We start from the raw sequence: 18,108 nt of genomic DNA, 5'->3' as shown, positions 1-18,108 counted from the left end.
AAAACGTTCATTTTCAAATCAACTAGGTATATAGCTTCAGGTTTATAGTACTAGCGGGGTGTTAAAATACTGGGAAATATATGAGAGATAGGTAAATGTGAACATTCTGTGGTCATTTATTGACGAAAACGAAACGTTTTTTCTCCTTTTACAAAATGTTCAAAACTGAATCAACTATACATAGATGATTAATATTATATTTATTTCAAAGAGGGCTATAGTGAAAAATAGCTTTTTATAGGAGTTCAAGGAGGAATAACATGCTTAAAAAAAAGTTGTTGGCTTTATTTGTGATTACGTCATTTTTAACGAGTTTTATCATTCCAAACGTATATGCGGAAAGCACCTTTCAACCAGAAAAGTTTCCTTATACTGATATGCAAATTCAGGTAATGCCTGAGTTTGATTATCCTGAAAACTGGCCAAAAGACACCCCGTCATTATTAATAGGCCAATATGGAACCTTTACTAACAAAAGTGGGCAGGATTTCGATGGGAAAATTGAAATGGCACTTCCGGTAAATGAAAAAGGATTCCAAGCATACTTAGTAGCAGAATTTCCTGAAGATAATAAGCCAGAAGTACAGCGTCCATTTGATGTAGATAAGGAAAAAGGAATAATCACGTGGAAGCCTTCAAAAGCAATTAAGAACAATGAAACCTATAGATTCGTAGTCGAGTATTATACCAGTTCTGTTGAAGTAAAAGATAATAGAAGTTTTACATTTGAATTTAGTAACTCAACTGAAGTTGGAACATTAGATGTAATCTTCTACGCACCGATGGACGCAAAAGAAATAACATTAGAGCCAAAGGCACCAAATAATACAAAAAGTGAATATGGTGAAGAGTTGTTCTACTACCAGTACAAAGATGTAAAAGCGGGAGAAAGCTATAAATATTCTTTTTCCTATCAAAAGGATGATTTCAAATCAACTTTAGAAGCTATCAACGAGAAACAACCCCCCAATGATGAAAATCATACTAGTGTTAATGGTAATGGTACAGCAACAGATCAAATTTCCGGCGGGTCAGGCGGAGATCGTCCTCTGATTGGTTTGGGCGGTGCAATCGTTATTGGAGCTGCCCTTATCATTGCTGGTCTGTTTGTTTACTTAGGACTAAAAGGAAAATCACAAAATGCACCTAAAGCACCAAGTTCTAAATCAATGAACCAACACCCTAAAAAGCAGCAAGGTAAAAAAGAAACGAAATCAATTAGTACAAAGTCAATAAGTGTTGACGATAAAAGGGAATTACGAAAAAAGCTTTTAACGGGAAAGATTGACCAAGAAACATACGATGAGGAAATGAAAAAATTAATTTAATGGGGTGAAATGGGATGAAAAAGAACACAATCGTGATGCTTGGCGGTTTTATTATCGCAGGGGCAATTGTTTTCTTGCTAATGGCCGCAACACCAGGGTCAAGCGGGATTGAATTAACGATGAAAGAGCTTTTAGCTAATCAAGAAGAACATAAAGACGATTTTGTAACTGTTGAAGGTCTATTAATTGAAGAATCTATTAAATGGAATCCCGATAAAATTGAGTTGAAATTTGACCTAGAAGATAACGATGGTAATTTAATGCATGTTATTCACAATGGCACAAGACCAGATAACTTCTCAGAAGGAGTAATTGTCATTCTTCAAGGCGCACCTACAAAGAAAGATACCTTTGTTGCAGAAACTGTTAAAACAAGATGTCCTTCTAAATATGAGGGGGAAGATGTTGAAAACTATGACCCCCAAGCACATAAAAAGCTATTAGATCAGCCACCAACAGAACCAGAAAGTGCAAAATAATAAGAAGGTGACGATATGTACTTATTTGCTAACGCAACAATATATGTAGGTTTAGCGCTTGCAATCTATTCACTCCTCATAATCACATTGGGGATCAGTACTAAAAATCAAAAGTTAATTAATAGTGGTAAAGGCGGCGTAATTGCTATCTTAGTCTGCGCCTCAATGGCAATGCTTTCACTTTTCTACTTACTAGCAACCTCTCAATTCCAATATGAATATGTTAGTGATTACACCAGCAGTGAGCTTCCAGTCATTTATAAGCTTACAGCACTATGGGCGGGGAATTCAGGATCATTATTATTATGGACTTTCTTCCTAGTTCTCTACACTGTCATGATTGCCTTTTCACGAAAAATGAGAGGGAATCCAATGGTTCCGTATATTTCCGCTATTCTATTAGGAAATATCGTATTCTTCTTTTTAATCCTTGGATTTGTTGCTAAACCATTTATCCTATTGGATCAAGTTCCGATTGAAGGTCATGGCTTAAACCCAATGCTGCAAAACCCGGGTATGATTATTCACCCTGTAACACTTTACCTAGGTTATGTAGGACTTGCCATTCCATTTGCTTTTGCAATGGCAGCACTTATATTGAAAAACGTGGATGACTTTTGGATTAAAATGACAAGACGCTGGACAATAATTGCCTGGTTGTTTTTAAGTCTAGGTAATATCTTTGGCGGACAATGGGCTTATGTCGAGTTGGGCTGGGGAGGATACTGGGCATGGGATCCTGTTGAAAATGCCTCTTTTATGCCATGGTTAACAGCTACTGCATTTTTGCATTCTGTTATGATTCAAGAAAGAAAGAATATGTTAAAGGTTTGGAATATAAGCTTAATCATTACTTCATATGCGTTAACATTATTTGGTACGTTCTTAGTTCGAAGCGGTGTACTTACATCTGTTCACGCATTTGCTAACTCAAACTTAGGTTTATACTTCCTAATTTTCATGGGTGTAATGGTAATTGGAGCATTGTATGTGTTAATGAGCCGTTACAACCTGCTAAAAAGAAGTGCAGGAGAATTTAATTCATATATTTCAAAAGAAAGCAGCTTCTTAATTAACAACCTATTGTTAGTAGGAGCCGCGTTTGGTGTATTCTGGGGAACAGTATTCCCGCTTGTATCTGAAGCGGTAAGAGGTACGAAAGTAACAGTAGGAATGCCATTCTTTAATACAGTCCAAGCTCCTATTCTATTATCTATGATGTTTGTAATGGCAGTATGTCCATTGTTGGCATGGCAAAGATCATCATTAAAGAATTTAAAGAAGAACTTTTTGATTCCAGCAATTCTTGCTGTTGCAGCAATGGCGTTAATGGTTATACTGGGAATCCAAAAAGCCTGGGCAGTAATCGGCTTTGGAGTTATCGTTCTTCTCTTAATTACCCACTTCCTTGAGTTTTACCGTGGAGTAAAAGCGCGCAGGAAAATGACAAAAGAAAAAGTTTATCTTTCTCTATATCGCTTAATGACAAAAAATCGCCGCCGTTATGGTGGTTACATCGTCCATATTGGTATAGCTTTTATCGCAATGGGTATTATTGGATCACAAAATTATGATGTGCAAACTATGAAAACAGTAAACTTAGGGGAATCCATTGAAGTGAAGGATTACCGTATTAATTACGAGCGGCTTGATCAGAAAAAAGAAGGTATTAATGATATTGTTTATGCGGAGATGACTGTTTTCAAAAACGGTAAACGTATTGGTAACATTCAGCCTGAAAAAGTATTCTATGGGAACTGGGATCAGCCATCATCAGAAGTTGGACTAATCACATCCTTAAAAGAGGATTTATACGTTGTACTAAGTGATTGGGAAGATGACGGAAAAGCTACCTTTATTGTAAAAGTTAATCCAATGATTGCGTGGCTTTGGATTGGATCCTTCATGATTGTAATCGGGTCACTATTTGCCGTTTGGAATGGAAAATATCAAAATATTACTCCACGATACACAGGAGTACGCAAAGAGGTGTCTTAATGTGAAAAATAAAATTTATATTGGACTCCTTCTAATTGCCTTTATTTTTCAGGCTTCAATCTTTCAAGTACAAGCAAAAGAGTTCGACTACAAATCTAAGGAATTCGAAGCAGCTGCGTCGCAATTCATGTGTACCTGCGGCTGTGGTCAAGACCATTTTGAATGTGACCCTAAGACATGTAACCTCACAATTGGCTTTAAGGAAGACATTGTTGAAATGATGAACAAGGGCTGGGATAAGGACAAAATACGTGAATACTACGTCAATATTTACGGTGAGGAAATTTTAACAGCTCCGGAAAAAAGCGGGTTCAGTTTAGTTGCTTGGGTACTGCCTTTTGCTGTTCTATTCATAGCAGGGATAGCAATATTCTTCATCGTTCGTAAATGGGTGAAGAAAAAGGGACCGGAGGAACTTACTTCAGACAGTGAAAGTGTTAAGGATGAAGTGGAAGAGGAAATCCTTTCATCTATGATTGAAGAACAACGCAAAAAGTATCTTTAGGATGTGAACATAATGCAAGAAATCTCAATCATTTCAATGATTTTTACAGCAGCTCTTGTGCTCATTTGTTTATTTCTCGTGCTGGCACCCTTCTTTTCTTGGGATTCGTATATAAGTTTTGCTTACAAGGGTCAAGACTCTGCTTCAAATAAGGAAGTGCTTTTATCTACACTTAATGAATTAGAGTTCGAATATAAGATGGATAAAATTTCACATGCTGATTACAAGAATCTAAAAAAGCAATATGAATCTCAAGTAGTAAGCATTATGAAGGATGAAGAAGATCAAGTATCATCTCAAACAGTAGACAAAGATTTAATGGCTGAAATAGAAAGTGAAATTAAAGCTGCAATGAAGAGTCAAAAGAATAAAAAGGAGGGAGGAAAGTGATCAAGAAAATCACCGTTTTCCTCCTCGGACTGGTGCTGCTTATTCCATTAAATGGAATGGCAGCTGCAGAACCCGCAATATCAGTTGATATGCATTACCTAGTCGTCAGTCCTGCAGAAGATGGTTCAACCAATATGATGAATATGGTGAACTACACTAATATAACTGCAGAGGAGTATAAAGGTGACGGCTCAGGTGAAGCCGTATTAAATGTTACTATTCCGACAGGAGCATCAGGATTTACTTTTTTAGATAATAAGATTGCTCAGAAACAGGTTGATACAGGATTTATTACCACCGAACCTATTCCAGGCAATCAAACAGTAGTATTACCTTACAGTTATAGAATAGCAAAGGGCGAGGAAATTAATCTAAGCTTCGACTATCCTGTTCAAGCAATACAAATTCTTGTTCCTGAGGGGATGGGAAGTATTGAATTTAAGAACATTACCGCCACCAATCAAGGGCTATTCAAGATGGACGATCAAAATTATCAAGGATACAGTGTTGAAGGCATTCAAGCGAAACAATCCTTTACAATGATTTATGACAAGGATAAACAGCCAGCTTCAAATGAATCACAAAGTTCTACTGCACAAGGAACAGGTGAGTCAAGCACAAACGTGACCAAAACAGCACCTGCTTTCCATAACCCTGGACACTTACGGATGTGGTCACAATCACCGTTACGCAGCTGGGACCCACATGTTTTCTTAATTGTTATGGCTGCCATTATTATCGCCGCATTGTCCTATTTTGCTTACTTCCGAATGAAAGCAAGGGCGGAAGAGAAGAGACTTGGTGCGGATAAGGAAGAGAATGCATTTAAAAATCTAATGGCTAAGCAAAAGGCGATTATGGATAAAATTCTCGAACTGGAAGAGAAATACGATGATGGGAATCTATCAGAAGAGGATTACAAAGCTAAAATAAATGCTTATAAACAGCATTTAGTACAAGTAAAAATGAATTTACGCCAATTTGTCGAGTAACGTCGGAATGCGAGGGATGCAAAATGATTGAAATTAAAAAGCTTACAAAGCAAGCCGACAATAAGTTAATCCTTCGAGGTGTAGACCTTTCAATTAAACAAGGTGAAACAGTTGCAATCCTGGGTCCAAATGGTGCGGGGAAGAGCACGCTATTAAAAGTGCTGGCAACCTTAATAAAACCTACATCAGGCCATGTAAAGATTAACGGATTGGATTTAAAAAAAGATCATATTGAAGTAAAAAAATTGTTTGGTTACTTACCACATGCAAGCTTACTTTACGATCATTACACACCACTAGAGAACTTAGTATTCTTTGGAGAATTGTATGGAGTTAAGGATGTTGAAGATAAAGCAAGAGAGCTTGTAAAAGAGGTTGGTTTATCGTTTTTTATCAATGAGCCTGTTAAGAATTTCTCCCGAGGAATGATCCAGAGAATTGCGATTGCAAGAGCTATCATTCATGATCCAAAAATCATGCTGCTAGATGAACCACATACAGGTTTGGATCAGGGAGCAATTTCGATTCTAAATAATGTAGTCCTCTCTATGAAAGAAAAAGGATGCACTACTTTAATGGTTACACATGATTTCAAACAAGCAGCAGAAATATGTGACCGAATTATTATTGTGAAGAACGGCAAAATTGCTGATGATTTTAAAATAAATAATAAATCATTAGGATTGGTTTCCGAAAAATATCAGGTTTTAGTGGAGGGAGTGTCGTAATGTTAAGAGCAGCCCTCACAATTGCTAAAAAAGATATCTATTCCGAACTAAGAACAAAGCAAGTTTTAGGGACAATGATCATCTTTGCCGGATTAGTCATATTAGTACTAAGCTTTGCGTTTGACCCTGCAAACAATACAACAAAAGCAGTTATTCCTGGCGCGGTTTGGATCATCATTGTTTTTTCAGGAATATTGGGTCTAAATCGTTCGTTAGTTTCAGAGCAGCGAAATGATACTATGCATGGTTTGCTGGTTGCACCAATGGAAGCCTCCAGCATTTATTTAGGAAAGTTTATGGCGAACTTTTCTATGATATTAATTGTAGAAGCTGTATCAATTCCATTCCTATTTCTATTATTTGATTTTAAAGTGAATGGCAGCATTTTATACTTCATCTTAGTGCTGTTTGTTGGAAGTTTTGGTTTCATTGCAATAGGCACCTTTTTAGCGGCACTTGCTTCCAATTCAAAAAGTAGTGAAATGTTATTACCACTTCTGCTGTTCCCAATGACAAGCCCAGTTTTAATTGGGGTAACCCAAGCAACGAAAATCATTCTTACGAATATGGAGAAATTACATAGTGCCATTGCTTGGCTGCAATTGGTTGCTGCCTATGATGTAATTTTCTTCGTACTATGCTTTCTACTAATTGAGTACGTTCTGGAGGTTTAAGAGATGAGTATAAATCTAGAAAGAGAAAAGGCGCCGCTTCCTGCAGCAGATTTATCCCCAGTAAAAAGTTCACTGTTAACCAAAATATTATATGGAAGTATGGCAGCTGCGATGTTAGCGGCATTCTACTTTATTTTCTTATATGCTGAAATTGAAAAAACAATGGGGGCAGTTCAAAAGATATTTTATATGCATGTTCCATCTGCATGGGTAGCATTTTTAGCCTTCTTCGTAACATTTGTCTTTAGTATCTTATTCTTAATAAAACGGAAAAGGATATTCGATACTTATGCCTATGTTTCTGCTGAAATTGGTGTTGTATTTACGATAATTGTATTAACGACTGGACCAATATGGGCAAAGTCTTCTTGGAATACATGGTGGGCTTGGGAACCACGCCTAACAACAACACTTATCCTTTTCTTCCTCTTTGTCGCCTATTTGATGGTTCGACAGATGGATGGGGTTTGGGATAAAAAAGCTAGACTAGCTGCAGTATTTGGAATTATTGGGTTTGCAGATGTTCCAATCGTATTCTTTGCAATTCGCTGGTGGCAATCTAAATTCCATCCAATCGTATTCGGGGATGGGCCATCCCAGCAAGGCGGCGGGATTGCACCAAGTATGCTTGTTGCATTGTTAGTTACTATTGCTGCCTTTACCTTCCTTTACGCCTACTTGCTGCATAAGGGTGTGTCCTTTGAAAATATGAAAATTAAAGTTGATCACTACAAAGAAAAATTACGTGAAAGATTAGAAAATTAGGAGGAATTTTATATGGAATTCATGTATGGAGCATATTCAGTAGTTTGGGTAGTTATTTTTGGTTATATGCTTGTAATCGGAAAACGTCATAGCAAGCTTAAGAAAGATATTGAATTTCTAAAACAATTAGATAAGTAGATAAAATTGAAAAGGCCTGTTTATACGACAAACAGGTCTTTTCTATAAAACTATTTATTGGTGTCAGGAGGAAGCACAGATGAGCAGACGAGTCATTAACTTACTCGTATTGTTTCTATTAATTGGAATGTTTGGCTTTTTTGGATATAGTTTGGCTAGTAAGGGTGACAATACCGATGTTGGTGACAAAGCATATAATTTTGAACTGCCAAACTTAGATGGAACGAATACGAAGCTTTCTGATTACAAAGGCGAGGTCATCATCCTAAATTACTTTGCATCATGGTGTAAACCATGTGTAGATGAAGCACCGGAACTTGAGGCTTTTGCAAGGGATTACGGCGATAAATACCGATTAATTATGATAAACAAAGGCGAAACAATGGACCGAGTGAGAAAGTTCCTTGAAAAATATAACACACCTGCTGTATATGTTTTTGACTACAATTCTAAAATTGCAAAAAAGTATAATGTTACAGGACAGCCCGAAACATTTGTTATTGATAGACAAGGAGTAATTAGAGAGCATTACAATGGTCCTGTTACATCAGCACAATTATATGGAATGGTAAAAAAGTATGAATAGGAGCTATAGAAAAAGGATTGAGCCACTATTAAGTGATTCAATCCTTTTTTTTATCCATTTATTGATTGGTATTTGAAATCTGCAGAAACACTTGCTTTAATAAGGAGCTGGCCGGGTTCAATTTGGGTTGAGCTGACTCCTTTAGCAAAAGCCATTTGCTGGGATTCAAAAGGTTGAATTGTGTCCATTCCTTCGATAACTAGAATGGGTATAGGGTTTAGGTTTACTCTGATCGTATTAGCAATAGTTGTTGCTTTACTGTTCGCATTCTTTAATGCCAAGGCAAGTGCTTGTTGGTAATATGCATCCAGGTATCTCGTAGTGAATTGAACGTTAGCGGCATAGTTTGCACCGTGTTGTACCGCAGTATCCACTGCTTTGCCAATAATCGATAAATCCTCGATTTTTACCTGCAAAATATGTGTTATTTTATATCCTCGAAAAATTTGTTTTCCTTGGTCATAGTCGTAATTGGGTTCAATTCGATAATCAAAGGTTTGTATTTGACTTTTATCAATACCTAGGGCAATTAGAGATTCAATTACCTTGTTTCCAACAACTGAATTCTCCTGCTGAGCAGAAATAAGTTCCTTGCTTTCAGTTACTACACCTAGATTAACCGAGGCTGTATCTGGTTGAACAGGAATTTCTCCTTCACCCCTTACTTTAATAATATTGTTTTTATGGTTTAGAGTATTACGATCCCCAGGGTTCTGAATATACATGGTCTTTCCCCCTTATTAAAATCCATTACTAAATAAAATACGTTCATCTTAATTAAGTATTCCTTGTTCTAGTAAATCCCTTAGAAAAATAGAATATAAGAGGGTTTTGAAAGAATTGACATTTTCAAAGTCATATTGCGTATTGAAAGGCATACATTTTAAATAATGAGACAAGCAACCCACAAGGAGGAAAGAATGTGGAAACGATCCTAAAATTCTTACCCAAAAACATTGCAGACCAAATCAGTAAAATCCCTCCTAGTCAAAAAGATGAATTGGAAGAAATCAGAATCCGAATACACCGCCCAATAGAAATTACGTTAAAAGGAGCTCCACGTTTTCTATCGTACATTACGGGGCAAGAAGATGCCTTCCACTTATTGAATAAAATAAGCCAGTTTTCCATTTACACGCTTGAGGAAGAACTGAAGCGGGGCTATATCACAGTTTCAGGCGGTCATCGAATTGGACTTGCCGGTAAGGTCATCCTTGAAGAAGGTAAGGTAAAAGCGATAAGGGATATTGCTTCTTTTAACATTCGGATTGCCAAAGAAAAGATTGGTATTGCGGATAATATTATGCCCTTTATTTTCAAAGATACTTGGACCCATACGATGCTTGTGGGGCCTCCGCAGACCGGAAAAACAACCTTGTTACGGGATATCGCCAGAATTATTTCCACTGGAAGTCCTGACAGAGGGATACATCCATATAAGGTAGGAATTGTTGATGAACGCTCGGAAATAGCAGGATGTGTACAAGGAATCCCTCAAATGACATTTGGTCACCGTATAGATGTGCTCGATGCTTGCCCAAAAGCTGAGGGGATGATGATGATGATCCGTTCAATGAGCCCAGAAGTTTTAGTTGTGGATGAGATTGGCCGAATAGAGGATGCCGAAGCGATTCAAGAAGCTGTACATGCAGGGATAAAACTAATCATGACTACTCATGGCTCGAGTTTAGAGGAAGTGAAAAATAGGCCATCACTTAAGTCTATTATAGACCAAAATATATTCCAGCGATTTATTGTCTTAAGCAGGTCTCGCGGCCCGGGAACGATTACACATATTTTTGATGGTAATGGAAATGAACTGAGTAAAAAAGTGAGAGTGACCTAAATGGTTAAATTAATTGGAGCCATTTTTATTATTCTTGCTACCACATGGACTGGATTTGAAGCCGCTAAACATTTAAGTGAACGTCCTAGACAGCTTAGACAATTAAGATCAGCCTTGCAATCGCTTGAAGCAGAAATTATGTATGGACATACGCCGCTGCATGAAGCTGCAAGGAGATTAGCGGCACAATTATCAAATCCATTATCATCCTTCTTCGAGGGCTTTGCTAAGAAACTAACCGATACTGAAACAACAGTTAAGGACGCTTGGGAAGACAGTTTAAAGGATGTTTGGAAACAGACCGCTTTTAAACAAGGTGAATTTGAGATTATGAAGCAATTTGGGGAAACCCTAGGTCGGCACGATCGCATTTCCCAGCAAAAACATATTATGCTGACTCTTTCCCATCTTGAAAGAGAAGAAGCAGATGCAGTTGATAAACAGGCAAAATACGAAAAGATGGTTAAGAGTTTGGGATTCTTTTCAGGATTATTACTGATTATTTTATTAATTTAGGGGGAAAAGCAATGGGCCTAGAAGTGGATATTATTTTTAAAATTGCCGGGGTGGGAATAGTCGTTGCATTTTTGCATACCGTACTTGATCAAGTTGGGAAAAAGGAATATGCCCAGTGGGTAACTTTATTTGGCTTTATTTACATTTTGTTTCAAGTTGCTTCAATTGTTGATGATCTTTTCCAAAAAATAAAATCTGTCTTCTTGTTTCAATAGAAAGGAGGGCTTTGCCATTGAAATTATTAAAATAGTTGGAGTGGCCCTTGTCGCAACCTTCCTTGCATTAATAATAAAAGAGCAAAAACCTAATTTCGCCTTCCTGTTAATCGTATTTGTTGGCTGCAGCATATTTCTGTTTTTAGTTGATAAGATCTATGAAATTATTCATATGCTAGAAAAACTGGCCGTAAATGCAAATGTGAATTTGGTTTACGTAGAAACCATCCTTAAGATAATTGGAATTGCCTATATTGCCGAGTTTGCGTCCCAAATCACAAAGGACGCAGGTCAGGGAGCAGTCGCTTCAAAAATTGAGCTTGCTGGAAAAGTGTTAATTCTAGCGATGGCAATTCCAATATTAACTGTCATGATTGAAACAATAATCAAGCTGATTCCAAGCTAGGGAAGGTTATTTTCTTTTGAAAAGGCTATTTTCTTAAAAATAGTTGTTAAAATCTTAAAGCCGATTTTAACGTGGAATAAGCTATTTTAAGCTTTAGAACTAAGTTTGTAGTCTCTTTTCTCATAAATTACTGCTATTCCCAATGAAAATAATGCTCAAACAATCGAATTTATTTCCAAAAGTAATAACATTTGAGAAAAGAGCCTTTGAAAACATGAGGTGAAAATATGAAGCAAAAGCTGCAGTTTATTCCCATTATGATTCTATTGTTTATTTTATTTACCTCAACAAGTGTACAAGCTAACGATGAAGTAAAAGATGCGTCAACACCTCTCTCTCCACAGGAATTAGTAGATGCACAGCTAAAAAACATGGATTTAACAGAGCTTAAACAGTACTGGGAGGATGTTCAAAGTAAATATGGAGGCTTTCTCCCCGAAAGTCAAAAGGGAAGTTTATATGATTTTGTAAAGGGAGATAAGCAGTTCACCTTCAAGGATTGGGCACAAGGAATTCTGAAATTTTTATTTCATGAATTTGTGGTAAATGGAAAATTACTGGGGTCCTTAATCCTGCTTACGATATTCAGTATGTTTCTCCAATCGATGCAAAATGCGTTTGAAAGCAGCACGATTAGTAAAGTAGCTTATTCAATCGTCTATATGGTTCTAGTAATTATCGCACTAAATAGTTTTCACATTGTCATAGAGTATACCAATGAGGCGATTGGGAGCATGATTTCCTTCGTGCTGGCTCTGATTCCGCTCTTGTTAGCCTTAATTGCTTCATCCGGCGGGATCATCTCAGCAGCTTTCTTCCATCCTGTTATCTTATTCTTAATGAATATCAGCGGGATGTTCATGCAATATGTTATTCTGCCGCTCCTCTTTTTAGCTACTCTATTGAGTATTGTTAGTACGATGTCCGACCAATATAAAGTGACTCAGTTGGCGCAGCTGCTAAGAAATTGGAGTATTGGATTAATGGGACTATTCTTGACCGTCTTTCTTGGTGTTATTTCAGTACAAGGTGCATCCACTGCAATAACCGATGGGGTTGCGATTCGGACGGCAAAATTCGTTACAGGTAACTTTATCCCTGTCATTGGAAGAATTTTTACTGATGCAGCAGATACAGTTGTCAGCGCATCTGGCTTGTTGAAAAATTCTGTTGGAATAGCCGGTGTAGCTATTCTTCTAATCATTGTTGCTTTTCCTGCGATAAAAATTTTAATGATCGCGTTTATTTATAAATTCGCTGCTGCTGTGTTGCAGCCATTAGGCGGAGGGCCAGTTATCAAGTGCCTGGATATTATTAGTAAAAGTGTGATTTATGTATTTGCTGCATTAGGAATAGTCTCACTCATGTTCTTTTTAAGTATTACAGTAATTGTCGCAGCAGGGAACCTAACGATGATGATGAGATAGGGGAGAATATCATGGAATTTTTAATAGAATGGGTAACGAATATTATTCTTTTTATCCTTCTAGCAACCGTTATTGATATGCTGCTGCCAAATACAAGTATGCAAAAATATACAAAAATGGTTACAGGGCTGCTTCTAATTGCAATCATCTTGACCCCTATTTTTAAATTAATCTCAAAGGATTTTGAAACTGCAATGGCCCAGATCCCTTCGTTTCAAGGTTCAGGAGAAAAAAATATGGAAAATTTAATAGAATTGCAGAAAAAAGAAATACAAGCCTCTAATCATGCATATATTTTAGAAACAATGGCTGTCCAGCTTGAAAAGGGAGTAGAAGAGGAGTTGATGGAACAATTTGGATTGGAAATTGCAAAAATAGAACTAACAACCAAGAATGATAGTCAAGAAACATTCCCTGAAAACCTAGAAATGGTTACAGTGCTTTTAAAAGAGCCAGAAACATCACTTACGACAGTCGAAGCCATACAACCAGTCAGCATTACTACCGATACACCTCTTCCATCTAAGGATCCAACAGAAGAATCAGAAAAAATTGCAGCATTTCTTTCGCACCAATGGAATGTATCCGAAAAAGCAATTGAAGTCTCGGTTGAAGGGGGGATGAATAAGCAGGATGGACAATAATAATAAAGGGTCGTTTTCATGGCTTAAAAACATAGTTTCAAAGGGAGAAAACAGCGATAAAAAGACTGGAAAGTATCAATATATGGTTCTAGTACTTTGTATCGGGGCAGCATTCATGATTGTCGGCAATGTATTATTTTCTGACAAAACCTCTCCGATTGAAAGTCAGGCTGTCAGCAGCAGCCAGGGACAAACGGAAGATGTTGAGACCTTCAGTCTTAAAAAGGATTCAAATAATAAGTCAATCACCGGTTATGAAGAGACATATGAGAAGCAGTTGACGAAGGCACTTGAAGAAATGCTGGGTGTAGATGATGTGATGGTAGTGGTGAATATTGATTCTACAGATAAGAAAGTGCTTGAGAAAAATACGATTACAAAATCCCAAACAACAGAAGAAAAAGACAATGAGGGTGGGGAACGGAAGGTTCAGGATACCTCAACTGATGAGCAAGTAGTGATCATTAGGAATGGGGAGAAGGAAGTACCGATTGTAATCGAGGAAAAGAAACCTGAAATACGCGGTGTACTGGTAGTTGCCAAAGGTGCAGAAAATATTCAAGTGAAAAAATGGATCATTGAGGCAGTAACAAGAGCGCTTGACGTACCAAGTCATCGAGTTGCCGTTATGCCTAAAAAATAAAAGGGGGAATTACGAATGCTATTGAAAAAACAAACAGTTTGGTTATTAACAATGTTAAGTTTGGTGGTTGTGTTATCTGTTTACTACATTACATCTCCTGAACAAAAAAGCAATGAGCTTGCTGCTGTGAAACAAGAAGAAAAAGCTGATCAAAAGGAAACTAAAACAGATACCAAGACTGATGCTAAAACTGACACTGAAACAAAAGATGGCGATACAATCATTTCACAGGTTGCTGGTGACGAAGAGTTTGAGGCACTTCGTTTAAAGCTTCAAGATGAGCGCAGCGAATTAAAAGAACAGTTAAGTACTGTTGTAGCAACAACTGATCTGCCTGCTGATGAAAGAAGTGAAGCGGTTGACCAAATGAAAAAATTAAATGAAATTGCTCAAAAGGAAGAAATGCTTGAAACATTAATTAAAGCAATGGATTACGAAGATGCTTTAGTTAGAGCAGATGGTTCAACCGTAAAAATTATTGTAAAATCAAATAAAGAGTCTTCTAAATCAGAAGCAAATGCGATTATTCAAATGGTAAAGAAAGAAATTGGAGAAACAAACTTTGTTGCTGTTGAATTCCAGCCAACTAAATAAAAACAGTAAAAAGGAAAGCTGAGGCTTTCCTTTTTTGCTGATAGGTGAAGAAGATTATTGAACTTTAATAAGGTATTAGCGTATAGTATTAGTAGTTAGTCTTAATTTAGTGGGACAAGGAGTGTTCAGTATGTTAAAAGTACAAGAGATTAGAGAATTAATCAAATTGGTTGACCAGTCCAGCATTGATGAATTCGTATATGAAAATGAAGGTTCTAAAATCAAAATGAAAAAAAACACAGGCACAACAGTTACAACTGTACAGGCAGTGCCACAAGCACCAGTTGAAGTTGTTCCTGTTATTCAACCAGCTGCACCTGCAGCAGTTTCTACTTCGACACCTGTTCAAGAAGTGGTACAAGAAACAGTAAACAATGCTGCAGCAAGTCAAGCTGACACATCTAATTTACACAAAATTACTTCTCCCATGGTTGGGACTTTTTATGCCTCACCAACACCAGATACAGATGCGTATGTAAAAGCTGGTTCTATTGTTACAAAGGATTCTATTGTATGTATTGTTGAAGCAATGAAATTATTCAATGAGATTGAAGCAGAAGTTAATGGTGAGGTCGTTGAAGTTCTTGTGAAAAATGGCCAATTAGTAGAATATGGGCAGCCATTATTTTTGGTAAAGCCAGAATAAGGAGCGGGTAACAGGATGATAAAGAAACTGTTAATTGCAAATAGAGGAGAAATAGCGGTCAGGATAATTCGTGCTTGCAGGGAAATGGGAATTGAATCTGTAGCAGTTTTCTCCGAGGCAGACCGTGAAGCACTGCATGTACAACTTGCAGATGAAGCCTATTGCATTGGACCGACATTATCAAAAGATAGTTACTTGAATGTGACAAATTTAATTAGTGTAGCAAAACTAACTGCTTGTGACGCTATTCACCCAGGTTATGGATTTCTAGCTGAAAATGCTGATTTCGCAGAGCTTTGCCGTGAATGTAATATTACCTTCGTTGGACCAAGTCCAGAAGCGATTACCAGAATGGGAACGAAAGATATTGCTAGAGAAACCATGCGTGAAGCCGGTGTACCAATTGTACCAGGCTCAACGGGGATCATAAATGATATAGATGAGGCACTTGAGCTCGTAAGCAGGATTCAGTACCCTGTTATCATTAAAGCAACGGCAGGCGGCGGCGGTAAAGGGATCCGTGTTGCAAAAAATGAACAGGAGCTAGTTAAGGGTATTAATATTACACAGCAAGAGGCTCAAACTGCTTTCGGTAATCCTGGCGTATACATAGAAAAGTATATTGAGGATTTCCGTCATGTTGAAATACAGGTACTAGCTGATTCCTATGGAAACACGATTCATTTAGGGGAAAGGGATTGCACGATTCAACGCAGACTGCAAAAGCTTTTAGAAGAGTCTCCTTCACCTGCCTTAGATGGAGAAATTCGTGAGGAAATGGGAGAGGCTGCAGTAAAAGCTGCAAAAGCAGTTGATTATTCAGGTGCTGGAACGGTAGAATTTATATATGACTACCGCAATCGTAAATTTTATTTTATGGAAATGAACACAAGGATCCAGGTTGAGCACCCAGTAACAGAAATGGTTACAGGTATTGATCTTATTAAAGAGCAAATCCGAGTTGCTTCAGGAGAGAAATTAACGGTAAATCAGCAGGATGTTACCTTTACGGGCTGGGCAATTGAGTGCCGGATTAATGCCGAAAATCCTGAAAAGAATTTTATGCCTTCAGCAGGGAAGATTAATATGTACTTGCCGCCTGGCGGCTTAGGTGTTCGAATAGATTCAGCGGCTTACCCAGGATATACGATTCCACCTTATTATGATTCCATGATTGCGAAAGTCATCACATATGGTGCCAGCAGGGAAGAAGCAATCTCACGAATGAAACGTGCGTTAAGTGAATTTGTAATCGAGGGTATACATACCACCATACCGTTCCATTTAAAATTACTTGAGCATGAAGATTTTGTAGAGGGACAATTCAATACGAAATTTCTTGAGTTACATGATGTGATGAAGTCTATCTAAAATCTGGAGGTGTCCTTTATGAGTGAGTATAATGTACTAGAAATGAACCAAGGGAACAATGGTCACGGAAAAGTAGAAATTGCACCTGAAGTCATTGAAGTTATTGCGGGAATTGCTGCGTCCGAGGTCGAAGGAGTAGCACAAATGCGCGGGAATTTTGCTACAGGTGTGGTAGAACGGTTAGGGAAGAAAAACCACGGCAAAGGTGTTAAGGTGGAATTATCGGAAGAAGGAATTACAGTTGACGTTTATTGCTTAATGAAATTTGGTGTATCAATCCCGACAGTAGCAGGGAAGATACAAGACAACATTCGCCAAGCACTGCTTAACATGACAGCACTCGAGGCAGAAGCAGTAAACATACACGTAGTAGGAATCTCATTCGAAACCCAAAAACCAGAACCAGAAATAGAAGAAGAAATTTAAAAAACAAAACTTAATGCTGTGATAAACTTAGTTAAGTTAACTCGTTGATTGGAGCGGAAGGCACGAAGACTCCTGCTCAGAGGACGGGACAGGGGAGACCCCACAGGCGCTCATGCGCCGAGGAGGCTCCCCGGGCCGCCCGCGGAAAGCGAAGTGCCTGGAGTGGAAATCAACAGACATTTATACAGCCTGAACCAAAGGTATATTTCCTTTGGTTTTTTCTTTTTTTACGGTTATTAGTATAATGCTTCTAGGTAAAAATAAGTTCTTACAGTGCGAATCAAATTTAGTTATGCTATTATCTTTTTATGTACAAAACAATATCATGCAATTGTTGTATAAAATTAGACAAAAATTAATTATTATCTCTAAAGGAGTTAACGGTATAATGAAAAGAAGAACAGCAAGGGAAAAAGCGTTACAAGCTCTTTTTCAAATCGATGTAAGTAATACAGATCCATCTTCAGCTATTGAACATGTTTTAGAGGGTGAGTCAGGTGACGACTACTTAACAAAGCTAGTTTTAGGTGTAGTTGAACAAAAAAATGAAATTGATCCGTACATTGAAGAAAATCTTGAAAAATGGACGATGGATCGTTTAGCAACGGTTGATAGAAATTTGTTAAGGATTGCGATTTACGAGCTATTATATTTCCGTAATGAAATTCCTGAAAATGTTATCTTAGATGAAGCGATAGAAATAGCAAAAATTTACGGAGATGAACAATCCAGCCGTTTTATTAATGGTGTACTGTCGAAAGTAAAAGAAAAACTATAATTGCTTTATTTCA

The 18,108-nt window shown here is 37.5% G+C and carries 24 protein-coding genes; 23 read left to right on the top strand and 1 reads right to left on the bottom strand.

Translation table 11 applies throughout. The annotated features are described in order from the left end of the window. The first annotated feature begins 260 nt into the window (after positions 1 to 260). The 11 genes from H0184_RS07110 (at position 261) to H0184_RS07060 (ending at position 8,583) form a co-directional block, all read left to right on the top strand. Entirely contained in the window at positions 261 to 1,328 is a 1,068-nt protein-coding gene (locus H0184_RS07110) for a hypothetical protein (RefSeq protein WP_221822950.1), read from the top strand. Positions 1,329 to 1,342: 14 nt separating this feature from the next. Beyond that, positions 1,343 to 1,807, top strand: coding sequence for a cytochrome c maturation protein CcmE (locus tag H0184_RS07105; protein WP_221822948.1), 465 nt, complete (start codon positions 1,343 to 1,345; stop codon positions 1,805 to 1,807). 15 nt (positions 1,808 to 1,822) lie between these two features. Continuing rightward, a complete protein-coding gene (locus H0184_RS07100) occupies positions 1,823 to 3,805 on the top strand; it encodes a heme lyase CcmF/NrfE family subunit (RefSeq protein WP_221822946.1) in 1,983 nt (660 codons plus the stop codon). A 1-nt stretch (position 3,806) separates the two neighbouring features. Further along, a complete protein-coding gene (locus H0184_RS07095; RefSeq protein ID WP_221822944.1) occupies positions 3,807 to 4,310 on the top strand; it encodes a cytochrome c-type biogenesis protein in 504 nt (167 codons plus the stop codon). Between the two features lie 12 nt (positions 4,311 to 4,322). Further along, positions 4,323 to 4,700, top strand: coding sequence for a hypothetical protein (locus H0184_RS07090; RefSeq protein WP_221822942.1), 378 nt, complete (start codon positions 4,323 to 4,325; stop codon positions 4,698 to 4,700). Continuing rightward, a complete protein-coding gene (locus H0184_RS07085) occupies positions 4,697 to 5,692 on the top strand; it encodes a hypothetical protein (RefSeq protein WP_221822940.1) in 996 nt (331 codons plus the stop codon). Before H0184_RS07090 ends, H0184_RS07085 begins: the two co-directional genes overlap by 4 nt. Positions 5,693 to 5,715: 23 nt before the next feature. Further along, on the top strand, positions 5,716 to 6,420 hold the full coding sequence (gene ccmA, locus H0184_RS07080) for a heme ABC exporter ATP-binding protein CcmA (protein WP_221822939.1): 705 nt from the start codon (positions 5,716 to 5,718) through the stop codon (positions 6,418 to 6,420). After that, complete coding sequence (locus tag H0184_RS07075) at positions 6,420 to 7,094, top strand: heme exporter protein CcmB (protein ID WP_221822937.1); 675 nt, start codon at positions 6,420 to 6,422, stop codon at positions 7,092 to 7,094. Before ccmA ends, H0184_RS07075 begins: the two co-directional genes overlap by 1 nt. A gap of 3 nt (positions 7,095 to 7,097) precedes the next feature. Then, a complete protein-coding gene (locus H0184_RS07070) occupies positions 7,098 to 7,859 on the top strand; it encodes a cytochrome c biogenesis protein (RefSeq protein WP_221822935.1) in 762 nt (253 codons plus the stop codon). A 12-nt stretch (positions 7,860 to 7,871) separates the two neighbouring features. Beyond that, positions 7,872 to 7,997: a CcmD family protein gene (locus H0184_RS07065; RefSeq protein ID WP_221822934.1), complete on the top strand. Its 126-nt coding sequence runs from the start codon at positions 7,872 to 7,874 to the stop codon at positions 7,995 to 7,997. Positions 7,998 to 8,076: 79 nt separating this feature from the next. Beyond that, a complete protein-coding gene (locus tag H0184_RS07060) occupies positions 8,077 to 8,583 on the top strand; it encodes a TlpA family protein disulfide reductase (RefSeq protein ID WP_221822933.1) in 507 nt (168 codons plus the stop codon). A 50-nt stretch (positions 8,584 to 8,633) separates the two neighbouring features. Here H0184_RS07060 and H0184_RS07055 read toward each other — a convergent pair whose 3' ends face one another. Then, on the bottom strand, positions 8,634 to 9,308 hold the full coding sequence (locus tag H0184_RS07055) for an SIMPL domain-containing protein (RefSeq protein WP_221822932.1): 675 nt from the start codon (positions 9,306 to 9,308) through the stop codon (positions 8,634 to 8,636). A 197-nt stretch (positions 9,309 to 9,505) separates the two neighbouring features. Here H0184_RS07055 and spoIIIAA point away from each other — a divergent pair, with 197 nt between their 5' ends. From spoIIIAA to nusB, 12 genes are all read left to right on the top strand, one after another. Beyond that, a complete protein-coding gene (gene spoIIIAA / locus H0184_RS07050; protein ID WP_221822931.1) occupies positions 9,506 to 10,429 on the top strand; it encodes a stage III sporulation protein AA in 924 nt (307 codons plus the stop codon). Next, complete coding sequence (gene spoIIIAB, locus H0184_RS07045; RefSeq protein WP_221822930.1) at positions 10,430 to 10,945, top strand: stage III sporulation protein SpoIIIAB; 516 nt, start codon at positions 10,430 to 10,432, stop codon at positions 10,943 to 10,945. An 11-nt stretch (positions 10,946 to 10,956) separates the two neighbouring features. Next, entirely contained in the window at positions 10,957 to 11,160 is a 204-nt protein-coding gene (gene spoIIIAC, locus H0184_RS07040; protein WP_007084610.1) for a stage III sporulation protein AC, read from the top strand. 16 nt (positions 11,161 to 11,176) lie between these two features. After that, positions 11,177 to 11,566 carry a stage III sporulation protein AD gene (gene spoIIIAD / locus H0184_RS07035; RefSeq protein WP_095247152.1) on the top strand — a complete coding sequence of 130 codons (390 nt, stop codon included), beginning with the start codon at positions 11,177 to 11,179 and terminating at the stop codon, positions 11,564 to 11,566. A gap of 227 nt (positions 11,567 to 11,793) precedes the next feature. Then, complete coding sequence (gene spoIIIAE / locus H0184_RS07030; RefSeq protein WP_221822929.1) at positions 11,794 to 12,993, top strand: stage III sporulation protein AE; 1,200 nt, start codon at positions 11,794 to 11,796, stop codon at positions 12,991 to 12,993. An 11-nt stretch (positions 12,994 to 13,004) separates the two neighbouring features. Beyond that, the gene (spoIIIAF, locus tag H0184_RS07025) at positions 13,005 to 13,637 is read left to right on the top strand and encodes a stage III sporulation protein AF (protein ID WP_221822928.1); all 633 of its coding nucleotides are present in this window, start codon (positions 13,005 to 13,007) and stop codon (positions 13,635 to 13,637) included. Beyond that, positions 13,627 to 14,280, top strand: coding sequence for a stage III sporulation protein AG (gene spoIIIAG, locus H0184_RS07020; protein ID WP_221822927.1), 654 nt, complete (start codon positions 13,627 to 13,629; stop codon positions 14,278 to 14,280). Before spoIIIAF ends, spoIIIAG begins: the two co-directional genes overlap by 11 nt. 15 nt (positions 14,281 to 14,295) lie before the next feature. Then, complete coding sequence (locus H0184_RS07015) at positions 14,296 to 14,874, top strand: SpoIIIAH-like family protein (protein WP_221822926.1); 579 nt, start codon at positions 14,296 to 14,298, stop codon at positions 14,872 to 14,874. Between the two features lie 130 nt (positions 14,875 to 15,004). Next, positions 15,005 to 15,520 carry an acetyl-CoA carboxylase biotin carboxyl carrier protein gene (gene accB / locus H0184_RS07010; RefSeq protein WP_221822925.1) on the top strand — a complete coding sequence of 172 codons (516 nt, stop codon included), beginning with the start codon at positions 15,005 to 15,007 and terminating at the stop codon, positions 15,518 to 15,520. 15 nt (positions 15,521 to 15,535) lie between these two features. Beyond that, on the top strand, positions 15,536 to 16,891 hold the full coding sequence (accC, locus tag H0184_RS07005; RefSeq protein WP_221822924.1) for an acetyl-CoA carboxylase biotin carboxylase subunit: 1,356 nt from the start codon (positions 15,536 to 15,538) through the stop codon (positions 16,889 to 16,891). Positions 16,892 to 16,909: 18 nt separating this feature from the next. Next, complete coding sequence (locus tag H0184_RS07000; protein WP_221822922.1) at positions 16,910 to 17,317, top strand: Asp23/Gls24 family envelope stress response protein; 408 nt, start codon at positions 16,910 to 16,912, stop codon at positions 17,315 to 17,317. A 388-nt stretch (positions 17,318 to 17,705) separates the two neighbouring features. Further along, the gene (nusB, locus tag H0184_RS06995; RefSeq protein ID WP_221822920.1) at positions 17,706 to 18,095 is read left to right on the top strand and encodes a transcription antitermination factor NusB; all 390 of its coding nucleotides are present in this window, start codon (positions 17,706 to 17,708) and stop codon (positions 18,093 to 18,095) included. Positions 18,096 to 18,108: the final 13 nt, after the last annotated feature.

The sequence above is a fragment of the Neobacillus niacini genome (genome assembly GCF_019749295.1).
Classification (GTDB): Bacteria; Bacillota; Bacilli; order Bacillales; family Cytobacillaceae; genus Neobacillus; species Neobacillus niacini_D.
The sequence above is the reverse complement of the archived record's forward strand: the minus strand, read 5'-3'. Positions and strand labels throughout refer to the sequence as shown.